The organism is Aestuariivirga sp., assembly GCF_044239095.1.
In the GTDB taxonomy this organism is placed as follows: Bacteria; Pseudomonadota; Alphaproteobacteria; order Rhizobiales; family Aestuariivirgaceae; genus Aestuariivirga.
In genome coordinates this window covers 1-13,533 of record NZ_JBIICB010000101.1, presented here as the reverse complement: position 1 = coordinate 13,533, position 13,533 = coordinate 1, and the positions used below count along the sequence as shown (strand labels likewise).

The following is a 13,533-nucleotide window of genomic DNA, read 5'->3' as shown; positions in this document are numbered from 1 at the left end:
CGCCCGAACCAACCGCTCCAGTTCCGTCCGCTGCGACGGCTCCAAAACAATCCTAACAGCAGGCTTGCCCATCTCATGCCCCCAAATCAAATCAGGGCATGATCATACATATTTATCGATCAAGACATTAGTCCTTCTGACGGCACACGCCACTGAACGAAAAAGAGCCCGGCTTTGCGCCGGGCTCTTTGTTTTTGGCGGCTTTGCGGCCTGCGGCCGTCAGGTCTTCTTGCTCCACCAGCCGGTCTTGCGTTCGGCAAGGGCGGGGGCGATCGTGGGGGCTGGCGGCTGCCAGCGGCGGGCCGGTTCCGGTTCGGGCTGAGGTGCAGCCTCTGCCACCGGCGCCGGGATCGGGGCAGGGGCAGGCGGTGTGGGTGCGGGGGTCGCGGGCGGGGCGGCAGCGGTCTCCGCTGCTTCCTCGTGCACGGGCATCTCGTCCGCGCCGCCACGGGCTGGACGGCGGCCACGGTCTTCGCCACGGCCACGGCCCCAACGGTCCCGGCGGGGGCGGCCGGAGCGGCCGCGCTCGCCGCCATCCTCGGTCGTGGCGCCGGCTGCATCGTCCCCGGCGGCGGTCACTGTGTTGCCGGCCGGCATGGCGGGCTGGTCCGCGTCGTCTGCGTCCCCGCCTTCGTCCATCTCGCCTGCCATGGCGAAAGACGGCGTGCCGTCTTCCGCCATGTCCTGCTGCCCGGGCTGCTGATCCTCGCGGTTGCGCCCGCCGCGGCGGCCACGGCGGCGGCGGCGGCGCTTGCCGCCTTCCGGCCTGTCGCCATTGCCCTGCTGCTGGCGCTCCCCGCCGGAGGCGTCGGAAGACTCGTCGTCCTGCTCCTCGGCGTCATTGTCCTGTAGCTCTTCGGTCTCGGCTTCTTCTTCCGTCTCTTCGTCTTCCTCAAAGGCGGAGTCGATGCGGACCGGGGCAGCAATCACCTTGCGCGGCGGCGTGTTGCGCTCTGGCGCCCGCTCGATCAGGGCTTGCGATCCCTTCAGCTCGTCGCTGGGCACGATGAACACCGAGATGCCATAGGTCGTCTCGATCGAGAGCAGGTTATCGCGCTTCTCATTCAGGATGTAGAAGGCGATCTCGCGCGTGCACTTGACGGTGAGGTTCTCGGGCTTGCGCGCAATGAGATACTCCTCGATCGCCCGCAGCACGGACAGTCCGCAGGATGAAACCGAGCGCACGATGCCGCGGCCTTCGCAATGCGGGCAGGTGCGCGACGAGCCTTCGAGAAGGCCCGGGCGCAGGCGCTGGCGCGACATTTCGAGAAGGCCGAAATGGCTGATGTGCCCGACCTGAATGCGCGCGCGGTCGTTCTTCAGGGCTTCCTTGAGGCGGCGCTCGACGTTGCGGTTGTTGCGCTTCTCCTCCATGTCGATGAAGTCGATGACCACGAGGCCTGCCAGATCGCGGAGGCGCAGCTGGCGGGCGATCTCGTCGGCGGCCTCGAGGTTCGTCCTCAGCGCCGTGTCTTCGATGTTGTGCTCGCGCGTCGACTTGCCGGAGTTGATGTCGACAGAGACGAGGGCTTCCGTCTGGTTGATCACCATGTAGCCGCCTGACGGCAGCGTCACGGTCGGGGAATAGAGCCCGTCCAGCTGGCTTTCCGCCTGATAGCGCGAGAACAGCGGGCGCGTGTCCTTGTAGGGCTTCACGTTCTTGGCGTGGCTGGGCATCAGCATCTTCATGAAGTCTTTCACTTCACGGTATGCGTCATCACCCTCGACGATCACCTCGTCCACGTCCTTGGTATAAAGGTCGCGGATGGCGCGCTTCACCAGGCTTCCCTCTTCATAGACGAGGGCGGGGGCCTGGCTCTTCAGCGTCAGGTCACGCACCGATTCCCAGAGGCGGAGAAGATAATCATAGTCGCGCTTGATCTCGGTCTTGGTGCGCTGGGCGCCGGCGGTGCGCACGATGAGCCCCATGCCCTGCGGCACCTCGATTTCCTTCGCCACTTCCTTGAGGCGGCGGCGGTCACCTGAGTCGGTGATCTTGCGGGAAATGCCGCCGCCCCTCGCGGTGTTGGGCATCAGCACGCAATAGCGTCCGGCAAGCGAGAGATAGGTGGTCAGCGCCGCACCCTTGTTGCCGCGCTCTTCCTTCACGACCTGCACCAGGATCACCTGGCGGCGCTTGATCACTTCCTGGATCTTGTACTGCTTGCGCTGCACCTTGCGGCGGCGCTGGGGAACTTCTTCCAGCGCGTCTTCCGCACCGATCGATTCGACGCGGGCTGCCTCCGGATCCTCGTTCACTTCCTCGATGCCATTGCCGAGTTCACCCGGCATGCCGTGCTCGGTCGACGGGGCAGGGGCGATCGCTTCCGCCTCGAGCTGCGCCTCGCGCTCGCCTGCTTCAGGCTCCGTGCCCGCCGCGTCAGGCTCGACCGGCTCTGAAATGGAGGGGTCATCGTGGGTGATGGCCATCGGCTCAGCCCGTGGCGTGCCCTCGTCCTCGGACTCATCGCCCCCTGACGCATCGCCCTCGTCCTCTGGCCCGTTGGTCTGGTCCTCAGACTCCTCAGACTCATCAGCCGAGTAGGCGTAGCTGGCTTCGCTCTCGTGCTCTTCGGCGTGGGTGTCGCCATCATGGTCTTCGGCGACGGTTGTGACTTCCCCGCCCGTGTCTTCGGGTTCGCTGCGGCGGCGGCGGTCGCGGTCACGGCCGCGGCGCTGGCCGCGCTGACCGTTGCCGGCCTCCTCGTCGTCCTCCTCGTTCTCGCGGGCGTGTTCCTCTTCCTCGGCCTGGAGCAATGCCAGGCGGTCGGCAAGCGGGATCTGGTAGTAGTCAGGGTGGATTTCGGAGAAGGCCAGGAAGCCGTGCCGGTTGCCACCATACTCGATGAAGGCAGCCTGGAGCGACGGCTCTACGCGCGTCACCTTGGCGAGGTAGATGTTGCCCTTCAGCTGGCGGCGGGAAGCGCTTTCGAAGTCGAATTCCTCGATGCGGTTTCCCTTGAGGACGACCACGCGGGTCTCCTCGGGGTGGCTTGCATCGATGAGCATTTTGCTGCCCATGGGTAAATTCCTCTGCGCCAGCACGGCAAAGCCGACAGGTTCTCCGCTCCGGACCGGAGAGGCCTCAGGGATTTGGGGGTGCTGCAGCGCGAATGGGGCATGCCGGATGGCCAAAGCGACGGAGAAAAACCAGCTGCCGGACCCGGCATTGGCCGGACCTCCTGCAGCGCTCTCGTCGTGGCGTGGGACATGCCCAGGATTGTCCTTCATGTTCCGCCTTGGCGGAACGGTTTGACGAGCGGCCGGTCCCCCCGTGGGACCGCGCTCTAGCCGCGTGAAGCGAGGCTGGCACATGGTGCCACCGGACCCTCGCTCTCCGCGAAATCTGACGCCCTGTCATATCCGCCGCGGATTCGCGGCCCTGACTCTCGGGAGACGCCTGCCTTTTAGGCGGAGGGGTCCGGGAATGCAAGCTTTCCCGTCGTCCGGTCTCCCGAAACCTGCCTGAAGCCTTCGTGGAAACCATTGATTAACCCTGTAGGGCCTAGCCTTTGCCGCAAAGCCCCCGACATGCAGAGCCCGCCCCGACCCATGCGCATCAGTAAAGCCTTGCCCGTGACACCAGCCGCAGTCCGCCTGCTGGCTTCGGCAGTCATGGCCGCGCTGATTCTGCTCGTTCTGCCGGGTGCACCGGCCAAAGCGGCGGAGACCTCCGGCGCACCCTCTGCCATCGCCGCCAGGGTGGCGGGTGATGAGAACCGCACCCGTTTCGTGGCCGACCTCTCAGCTCCCGTGGGCTTCACCGCCTATGTGCTTGCTGACCCATACCGGGTGATGATCGACCTTCCGGCGGTCGCCTTCGCACTTGCGCCCGAGGCGGGCCGCAGCACGCTGGGGCTCGTCAGCGAGTTCCGCTACGGGCCAGTGGCCGAGGGCCGCTCCCGCATCGTGCTGGACACCCGCGGGCCGGTTCTCATCGAAAAATCCTTTCTGCTGGAGCCGGCCGCCGGGCAGCCAGCCCGGATCGTCGTCGATCTCGTCAGGACGGATGAAAAGGCGTTCGCCCGGCGACTGAAGGCCGACGAGGCCCTGGCGCTCGCCGCGACCGGCGGGGCGGCCGGCGTGATCATCCCGAAGCCGAAGCCGCGCCCTGGCCGCGAGGCCAGCGCCCTTCCCGAGGAAGAACCTGTCCGAACGCGCCCCGAGGGCCGGCGTCTCGTCGTGATCGATCCTGGCCATGGCGGCATCGACCCGGGCGCCATCGGCTTCCACAAGACGCGTGAGAAGGACGTGGTGCTGGCCTATGGGCTGGAGCTCAAGCGGATGCTCGAGGCCTCCGGCAAGGTCGATGTCGTCATGACCCGCTCGGACGACAGCTTCCTCTCGCTGCGGGACCGGGTTCGCGTTGCGCGGGAACACCAGGCTGATTTGTTCATCGCCATCCATGCCGACACGGTGCGCGGGCCGGAGGCGCGGGGTGCTACCATCTATACCCTGTCCGAGACGGCGTCGGATGCCGAGGCCGAGGCGCTCGCCCACAAGGAAAACCGCGCTGACATCATCGCCGGCGTCCACCTCGAGGCCGAAAGCGAGGCGGTCACCGACATTCTGATCGACCTCTTGCAGCGTGAATCGAAGACCCACGCCCTCGTTTTCGCCAAAAAGGCGGTTGCAGAGATGAAGCCTGTTACACCCTTTACGGGAAAGCCCATGCGCTCCGCGGGTTTTGTGGTGCTGAAGGCGCCGGACGTGCCCTCGGTGCTGGTCGAACTGGGCTACCTGTCGAGCCGCCAGGATGAAAAGCAGCTGAATGACCCCGCCTGGCGGGAGCGGGTGGCCAAGGCCATGGCGCGCGCCATCGAGAAGTTCTTCTCGCGCCAGCTCGCCGCGAACAGTCCCTGACCGCCGGCAGGCTCTGCCACCTCGAGGCCACAATCCGCCACTAGCGAATTCATTATTAAAGGTTCCCCCGGTTGTGATATCGGGCGGAACGGCTCTTTAGCAGGTGGCGCACTCGGAATGCTTCGTTTTCTCGGCTGGCTCTTCACGGTTGGCTTCCTTGTGTTCCTCGCTGGAGCGATGGCGGCCGGCTATGTGATCTGGCACGCCTCGAAGGATCTTCCGGACTACAAGCAGCTCGCCAACTACGAGCCGCCCGTCATGACCCGCATCCATGCCGCGGACGGCTCTCTGCTTGCCGAATACGCCCAGGAACGCCGGCTCTTCGTTCCGGTGAACCAGATGCCCAGGCGCCTGATCGAGGCCTTCATCTCGGCCGAGGACAAGACCTTCTTCACCCATTCGGGGCTCGACTGGCAGGGCATCGCGGCCGCCGCCTACCGCTATGCGCAGGTGAAGTTCACCGGCAAGGGTCAGATCGTCGGCGCGTCCACCATCACCCAGCAGGTGGCCAAGAACTTCCTGCTCACCAATGAGCGCTCGCTCGATCGCAAGCTCAAGGAAGCGCTGCTCGTCCAGCGCATCGAGCATACCTTCTCCAAGGACCGTATCCTTGAGCTCTACCTGAACGAGATCTTCCTGGGCCTCAATTCCTATGGCGTCGCCGCCGCCTCCCTCAACTATTTCGGCAAGTCGCTGGACGAGCTTTCGCTGGAGGAGCTTGCCTATCTCGCGGCGCTGCCGAAGGGCCCCAACAACTACCACCCCTTCCGCCAGAAGAAGCGCGCCACGGAGCGGCGCAACTGGGTTCTGCTCCAGATGTTCGAGAACGGCTACATCACCGAAGAGGAGATGAAGCAGGCCCAGGAGAAGCCCCTCGAGGTCAACCCGCGGCCCTTCGGCGCCCAGCTCTTCGCGGCGGAAAGCTTCGCGGAGGAGGTGCGCCGCGAGCTCATCGACATCTACGGAAAGGACAAGCTGGAGAAGGGCGGGCTCTCGGTGCGCACCACGCTCGATCCCAAGTTGCAGCTCTATGCCCGCCAGGCGCTGGCCAGGGGCCTGCTTGGGCTTGACCGCAAGCGTGGCTACCGCGGGCCTGTTGCGAAGCGTGAACTCGGCGCTGAAGCCGACTGGGGCGATTTGCTGAAGGACCGCAAGGTGCCGGCTGACGTGGCCCCGTGGCGGCTTGCCATCGTTCTTGACGTCAATGACGCGGAAGCCCGCATCGGGCTGCAGCCGAGGACCATGCCCGACGGCAAGCTCTCGCCCGAGCGGGAGACCGGAAGGATGACCCTCGAGCACGTTAAATGGGCACGCGCCTATGTCGACGGCTCGAAGCTCGGCCCGGAGGTGACGCAGGTCTCCGCCGTGCTCAACCCGGGTGACATCGTCTATGCCGCGCCCTCCAAGGACGCCGGCGATTTCCACCTGATGCAGATGCCGGACGTCGACGGGGCGCTGGTGGCCATGGACCCGCATACGGGCCGCGTGCTGGCCATGGTCGGCGGCTTTTCCTATGGACGCAGCCAGTTCAACCGCGCCGTCCAGGCGCAGCGCCAGCCGGGATCGTCCTTCAAGCCGATCGTCTATGCGGCGGCGCTCGACAACGGCTATTCGCCAGCCTCCGTGGTGCTCGACGCGCCGGTGGAGTTCAAGATGGCGGACGGCTCGATGTGGCGGCCCAAGAACTACCAGAACAAGTTCTATGGACCCTCGACGCTGCGCCGCGGCATCGAGCAGTCGCGAAACGTCATGACGGTGCGGCTCGCCGACGAGCTCGGCATGACCAAGATCATCGACCTCGCGACGAGGCTCGGAGTCTACGACAGACTGCCGCGCCAGCTGGCGATGGCGCTGGGCGCGGGCGAGACGACGCTGCTCAGGATGGTCACTGCTTACGCCATCATCGACAATGGCGGCAAGGCAGTCCAGGCCACGCTGATCGACCGCATCCAGGACCGTTATGGCCGCACCATTTTCCGCCACGACAAGCGTGACTGCGCCGGTTGTTCGCCGGAAGCCTGGAACCCCAGCCTGCCCGAGCCCGAACTGCTCGATGTGCGCGAGCAGGTGATGAGCCCTTACACCGCCTACCAGATCACCTCGATGATGGAGGGCGTGGTCGAGCGTGGCACCGGCAAGCGCATGAGGCTCGTCGGCAAGCCTGTGGCCGGCAAGACCGGCACGTCGAACGACGAGCGCGACGCGTGGTTCATTGGTTACACCCCCGACCTCGTGGTCGGCACCTATATCGGCTACGACAATCCGCAACCGATGGGCCGCGGCCGCACGGGCGGCGAACTTGCCTCCCCGATCGTGGCGGACTTCATGCGCATGGCGCTGCGCGACAAGCCGGCAACGCCCTTCCGCGTGCCGCGCGCCATCGAGCTGATACCGATCGACGCCACCTCCGGCACGCGCGCCATCTTCGGTCAGGAGGGTGTCATCCTGGAGGCCTTCAAGCCGGGCGACGAGCCACCCGATTCGACCAAGATCATCGGCGAGAAGACGGTCACGGCCGAAGCACAGAACCCGGACGGCGGCGTCGTGCTGGTTCCGCCTTCGCAGGATGGGCAGCCTGTGGAACCCGCAGCCCCCGCAGCCCCCGCCGATCCCGGGTTGACGGGGCAGGGCGGCGGCCTCTATTGAGCGCCTTCGACATACTTTCAAATTGAGCAGGTATCATGCGCGCTGAAATCTCGTCGCTCGTCGACGACATGAAGCAGTCCATCGGACTGCTGAGGAGGCATCTTTGACTGGGACAATGCCCTCCGCCGTCTCGCCGAACTGAACGCCAAATCCGAAGACCCGTCGATCTGGAACGATCCGCAGAAGGCGCAGGAGATCATGCGCAAGCGGCAGGATCTCGACAGCCGGATCAAGATGATCCAGGACCTCGAACGCTCGATCGCCGACAACACCGAGCTGATCGAGATGGGCGAGATGGAAGGCGACCAGGCAATCGTCACGGAAGCCGAGAAGTCGCTTCTGTCGCTCAAGCCCAAGGTGGCCGAGACCGAGATCGAGACGCTGCTGTCGGGCGAGGCGGATTCGAATGACGCCTATCTCCAGATCAACGCCGGCGCCGGCGGCACCGAGAGCCAGGACTGGGCCTCGATGCTGATGCGCATGTACATGCGCTATGCCAACAAATACGGCTACAAGGCCGAGGTGCTGGACGAGCATCCCGGCGAAGAGGCGGGCATCAAGTCCTGCACGCTGCAGATCAAGGGCCACAACGCCTACGGCAAGCTCAAGACCGAATCGGGCGTGCACCGTCTCGTGCGCATCTCGCCCTATGATTCGAACGCGCGGCGCCACACCTCCTTCGCCTCCGTCTGGGTCTATCCGGTGGTGGACGACAACATTGACATCGTGGTGGTCGAGTCCGACCTGAAGGTCGATACCTACCGCGCCAGCGGCGCTGGCGGCCAGCACGTCAACACCACAGACTCGGCGGTGCGCATCACGCACATGCCCACCGGCATCATCGTCGCCTGCCAGGCTGAGCGCTCACAGCACAAGAACCGCGCCACCGCGCTCAAGATGCTGAAGGCCCGCCTCTACGAGATGGAGCTGCAGAAGCAGCAGGAAAAGATCGACGCAGCCAACGCCAAGAAGACCGACATCGGCTGGGGCCACCAGATCCGCTCCTACGTGCTGCAGCCCTACCAGCTGGTGAAGGACCTGCGCACCGGCCACACCTCCACCTCACCAGGCGACGTGCTCGACGGCGGCGTTGAAGACTTCATCCAGGCGTCCCTCGCCCACAAGGTCAAGGGCGGCGGCGACCAGGTGATCGAGGATATTGAATAGCCGCCATGGCTGGGGCACTGTTCCGCAAGGAGGAGTGTCCCACATGCTTAATCTCGACCCGCGCTTTTATGTCGATCCCGCCGTCCTGCCGCGTGAGCGGAGCGAAATCTTCGCCAGGACATGGCAGATGCTGGGGCCTGCCGCACAGGTGGCCGAGCGCGGCCAGTATGTTGCCGCGGACATTGCGGGCATCAAGGTCTTCGCCATCCGTGGCCGTGACGGTGAATTGCGCGCCTTCCGCAATGTGTGCCGCCACCGCGGCGCGCAGTTGCTGGAGGAGGGCACGGGCCGCTGCGCCACCATCCGCTGCCCCTATCACCAATGGGTCTTCGCCGATGATGGCCGCCTCCTGAACGCGCCGTGGTTCGGCACGGAACCGGACTTCAAGCCGGAGGATTGGCCGCTCGAACCCATCCGGGTGGCGCAATGGCGCGGGCTGCTCTTTGTGGCGATCGACCCGCAGGAAGACCTGCTCTCGCAGCTCGGCGAACTCGTGGCGGAACTGGCGGACGAGCCGATCGAAACCTATCAGTCCGTGCGCTCCGAAACCGTGAACTTCGACGCCAACTGGAAGATCTACACCGACAATTTCGTCGAGGGTTACCACATCCCCGGCATTCATCCGAAGTTCTTCGCCGCCATCAACTTCGAGGAGTTCAAGACCACCGCGCACAAGGGCTTCATCCGCATGACCGCGCCCCCGCGCGAGGGCCTCTTCTACCGCGGCAAGTGGCTGTGGATGTGGCCCAACTGGACGCTCTCGCTGTTCGAGGGCGGCATGAACACCTCGCGCATCAACCCCATCGGCACGAAGCGCACCGAGCAGCTCTACCACTTCTATTTCGCCGATCTTTCCCCGGCGCTGGATGACATGCGCAGCGACACCATCGCGCGCAACCTCGCCGTGGTGCGCGAGGACTATGAGATCTGTGTTAGCACCCACCGCAATTACGAGGCGGGCAACTACAGTGCTGGCCCGCTGTCGCCGCGCCATGAGCAGGGCGTTCATTATTTCCAGGAACGGGTGAAGGAAAGCCTCGGCGCGGCGCCGTAGGCCTCAATGCGATGGGCATCTTGGACCTTGCAACACGTCTCGGACTGGCCCTGGCGCTCGGCTTCGTCATCGGCCTCGAGCGCGGCTGGAAGGAGCGCGAGGAGGGCGAGGGGCATCGCACCGCGGGGCTTCGCACCTTTTCGCTGATCGGTCTTCTCGGCGGCATCTTCGGCATGCTGTCATTGGGGGGAGACCGTATCCTGCTCTCGGCTGGCTTCCTGCTGACGGGGGCGGTCCTTGCCGCCTTCATGTGGCGCGAGGGTGAGCGCGAGGGCGACTTCAGCGCCACCACACTGATCGCCGCGCTGCTCACCTTCATGCTGGGCGCGGTGGCCGTGCTGGGCGAGATGGCGATAGCCGCGGGTGCTGGTGTCGCGACCGTGAGCCTTCTCGCCTACAAGCGCCAACTCCATGGCTTTCTGGCGCGCATCACCTGGACGGAGCTCCGCTCGGGCCTGCTGCTCGCCGCCATGACCTTCATCGCGCTCCCGCTGCTGCCCAACCATGCGCTGGACCCCTGGGGTGCGCTCAACCTGCATGAGCTCTGGCTCATCACCATCCTGATCGCCGCCGTGTCGTTCCTCGGCTATGTCGCGGTGAAGCTTCTGGGGCCGTCGCGCGGGGTCGTGGTCTCGGCGGCGGCGGGCGGGCTCGTCTCCTCCACCGTGGTGACCCTCACGCTCGCCCGGCTGGCGCGGGAAAATCCGGAGCGGGTGCGTCTCCTCACGGGCGCGATCCTCGGGTCCGGCGCGGTGATGCTGTTGCGCGTTCTCGTGCTGGCGGGTGCAGTCAACCTGCCGCTGTCACTGGCGCTCGCCGTGCCGCTTCTCCTGGCGGCGCTGGTGCAGGCGATCGCGGCGATGTTTCTCATCGGGCAAGAAGGCAAGGGCGGTGCCGGCCCCGAAGACCTGGTCCACAAGAACCCCTTCCTGCTTTCCGAGGTGCTGCGCTTCGGCGCGGTGCTGGCCGCGGTCATGCTGGCGGCGGGCATCGCCAGGAGTGTTTATGGCAACAGCGGCCTCATGGTGGTTGCCGCCATCTCTGGCCTTGCCGATGTTGACGCGGTCACGCTCTCGGTTGCCGGCATGGGGCCCGTCAGCGCCGCGGGCGTTGCCGCGGTGCTGATCGCCATTGCCGTCAACAGCATCGCAAAATCGGCCTATGCCTGGTATGCGGGTGCCTCGCGGCTGGGGCTTTTGCTTTTGGTCTTCAACCTCGCCGCCATCGCCGTGGCGGCGGCCGCCTTTTTCCTGCTACCCTCCCTCAACGCATGAGTTGGACCTGACCCGATGACCGACACCACCCGCCGCAGCCTCGCACCCATGGAGGCCATCGAGTTCTCGATTGCCGCCGTGTTCCGCCATTTCTTCTTCGGGCTGGGGCTGGCGCTGTCCTGGCTGGTGCTGCTGTCGCCGCTTGTCGCACTGGCATGGTTCCTCGCCTTCCGGAATGGCGTGCCGGACGTCAAGGCGCTGCCTGCCGCCGCCATGGCGGGGCTCATCCTGCTGGGGGCGGCTGTGCTCATCGCCTCCTTCTCGATTGCGGTGAACTGGCACCGTCGCGTGCTGCTGGGCGAGAGGCCGCGCCGCCTCCAATGGGTCAGGCTTGATGGCGTTGTCTGGCGCTATTTCGCGGGGTTCGTGTTGCTGCTCGTGGTGCTGGCGCTCTATGCGGGCGCGGCTTACGGCTTTGCAGTCCTGGCACCCCCGGCGCTGGAACCTCATCTCGGCCCCGCCGCGAAGCCGCTCGGCATCATATTGGCGGTGCTCTTCGGCCTATCGGCACTGTTCACCTTCTACCGCCTGTCCAGCTGGCTCGCCTCCATCGCAGTGGGAGACAGGGACTACAGCATCCGCACCGCCTGGAAGGTGACCGCCAAGAACCGCATGGCCTATCTGGGCTTCACCTTCTGGCTCATCTTCACGCTGGCCATCGCAGGCGCCATCGGGGCGGGGGCCTTCTTCGCCCAGCAGAATTTGCCGCAGCCCTGGGTCAAGCCCGTGGCCTTCGCGCTGATGGGCATTCTCGTCTTTATGGCGATGTTCTTCATCACCTCCGTGGCGGCGGGGCATTACCGGGCCTTTGCGGATCGTCCTTAAGCCTTATGCCACGGCGGGCAGCCTGCTCCTGAGAGATTGCGGCAGCAGCCCCATGAAGGCGCGGCGCAGCGGCCGCCATGCGGCCGACAGCATGAGCACCACGGCACCGACCGCCAGCGTCGAGAATGCGAATGAAGATGACTGCGCGCCTGCCGCCTGGATGAGTGTTCCCGCCGCATAGGCGAGATAGACCAGGCATGAGACCAGCATTGCCCGGCGGTCAATTACCAGCGCCACCACGGCAAGGAGAAGGAAAGCCACGATCACCTGACTGGCCTCGCCAACCGTAGGATCGCCCTTCATCACTCCCGTCAGCAGAGGATGCACGATCAGGGGGGCGGCGAGCAGGTGCAGCCAGAAGGCCACGTCGGTGCGGCGCGTCTGGCGCTTCAGGTCGCGCGCATCGAACCACATGGCCAGCGCGAAAACCGCAATGCCCGCCGGCAGGAACACCGCGAGCGGATGGTTGGCCAGCAGGTCGGGCGTGAAGATCCAGGTCAGCGCCACGAGTATCGCCAACAGGGCAGCAACACCCGCCGCTACGGTGATCGGCACCTGGAAGCGCCACCAATGCACGCCCGCTGCGATGGCCGCCGCGATGCCGGCAATGACGGTGAGACCGGGTGAATCATGAAGCGCGCTTCCCACCCATAATGACTGCGAGAACGGTGCCTGCACGCTGAGGAAGACCCCGCCCACGAAGGCGATGAGCAGCACGATGCTCGGCAGCGCCATCCGCCGCCTGCGCGTGAAGAACTCCGCCAGCGCCCAGGCAGCCGCCGCAATGATCGGGAAGGAGAAGGTCAGAAAGGTGAGCGCGCCCAGAAACATCAGGATGCCGATGGTGACGAAAATGTCGTTGAACCCGGTGACCAGCCTGAGCTTCTCGTCATCCGGGTCCGCGTCCTCCGGCGCAGGAGGAGTGCCCGCAAGATAGGGCTCGAGCCGTTGTGCCGTCGCGCGGTCAATCACGCCTGCGGAAACTGCGGCTTCGAGGCCTGCGTTCATTGCGTGACCCGCTCGCCCACCAGGTCATACTCCTCCGCCTCGACAATCCGTACACGGACCATGTCGCCCGGCTTCAACTCCGTCTCGCCCGGCAGGAACACGTTGCCGTCGATCTCCGGCGCATCCCAGGGGGAGCGGGCGATGGCTTCATCGTTTTCCTCGTCGATCTCATCCACCAGCACGTCGATCTCGCGGCCGACCTTGCCCTCGAATATGTCCGACGAGATCGCCTGCTGGGCCTGCATGAAGCGCTCCCAGCGTTCCTGCTTCACCTCGTCCGGCACCTGGGGCAGTCCGAGGTCGTTGGCCTTGGCGCCTGAGACGGGCTCATATTTGAAGCAGCCGGCGCGCTCGATGCGGGCTTCCTTCATCCAATCCAGCAGATATTCGAAATCCGCATCCGTCTCGCCGGGGAAGCCGACGATGAAGGTGGAGCGGATGGCGATGTCCGGGCAGATCTTCCGCCAGGAGGCCAGCCGGTCCAGCACCTTCTCCTGGTTGGCCGGGCGCTTCATGGCCTTCAGAACGTTCGGTGCTGCATGCTGGAAGGGAATGTCGAGATAGGGAAGGATCTTGCCCTCCGCCATCAGCGGGATCACGTCGTCCACATGCGGGTAGGGGTAGACGTAATGCATGCGCACCCACGCACCCAGCTCGCCCAGCTCCTTCGCCATGTCATAGAACTTCGCCCGCACT

The 13,533-nt window shown here is 65.3% G+C and carries 9 protein-coding genes; 6 read left to right on the top strand and 3 right to left on the bottom strand.

The genetic code is table 11. From position 1 onward, the window contains the following. Positions 1-219: 219 nt before the first annotated feature. Positions 220-3,021, bottom strand: coding sequence for a ribonuclease E/G (locus tag ACILRA_RS10990; RefSeq protein WP_395662145.1), 2,802 nt, complete (start codon positions 3,019-3,021; stop codon positions 220-222). A 531-nt stretch (positions 3,022-3,552) separates the two neighbouring features. Between ACILRA_RS10990 and ACILRA_RS10985 the strand changes: the two genes are divergently transcribed. The 6 genes from ACILRA_RS10985 to ACILRA_RS10960 all read left to right on the top strand — a co-directional run bounded on the left by ACILRA_RS10985 (position 3,553) and on the right by ACILRA_RS10960 (position 11,829). Beyond that, complete coding sequence (locus ACILRA_RS10985; RefSeq protein ID WP_395662144.1) at positions 3,553-4,863, top strand: N-acetylmuramoyl-L-alanine amidase; 1,311 nt, start codon at positions 3,553-3,555, stop codon at positions 4,861-4,863. 117 nt (positions 4,864-4,980) lie between these two features. Continuing rightward, positions 4,981-7,509: a penicillin-binding protein 1A gene (locus ACILRA_RS10980; protein ID WP_395662143.1), complete on the top strand. Its 2,529-nt coding sequence runs from the start codon at positions 4,981-4,983 to the stop codon at positions 7,507-7,509. A gap of 35 nt (positions 7,510-7,544) precedes the next feature. Further along, positions 7,545-8,676, top strand: a protein-coding gene (gene prfB, locus ACILRA_RS10975; protein WP_395662142.1) for a peptide chain release factor 2 whose coding sequence is annotated in 2 segments (ribosomal slippage) — positions 7,545-7,613 and positions 7,615-8,676 — 1,131 coding nt in all. Because the reading frame shifts where the segments join, the coding sequence is not laid out codon by codon here. 43 nt (positions 8,677-8,719) lie between these two features. After that, positions 8,720-9,730, top strand: a complete 1,011-nt coding sequence (locus tag ACILRA_RS10970; protein WP_395662141.1) for an aromatic ring-hydroxylating dioxygenase subunit alpha — start codon at positions 8,720-8,722, stop codon at positions 9,728-9,730. 11 nt (positions 9,731-9,741) lie between these two features. After that, entirely contained in the window at positions 9,742-11,004 is a 1,263-nt protein-coding gene (locus ACILRA_RS10965) for an MgtC/SapB family protein (RefSeq protein WP_395662140.1), read from the top strand. 15 nt (positions 11,005-11,019) lie between these two features. Beyond that, entirely contained in the window at positions 11,020-11,829 is an 810-nt protein-coding gene (locus ACILRA_RS10960) for a hypothetical protein (protein ID WP_395662139.1), read from the top strand. A gap of 3 nt (positions 11,830-11,832) precedes the next feature. Here ACILRA_RS10960 and ACILRA_RS10955 read toward each other — a convergent pair whose 3' ends face one another. Continuing rightward, a complete protein-coding gene (locus ACILRA_RS10955) occupies positions 11,833-12,837 on the bottom strand; it encodes a hypothetical protein (RefSeq protein WP_395662138.1) in 1,005 nt (334 codons plus the stop codon). Next, on the bottom strand, positions 12,834-13,533 hold a 700-nt coding region (locus ACILRA_RS10950; RefSeq protein ID WP_395662137.1), incomplete at its 5' end, for a radical SAM protein. The genes ACILRA_RS10955 and ACILRA_RS10950, both read right to left, overlap by 4 nt.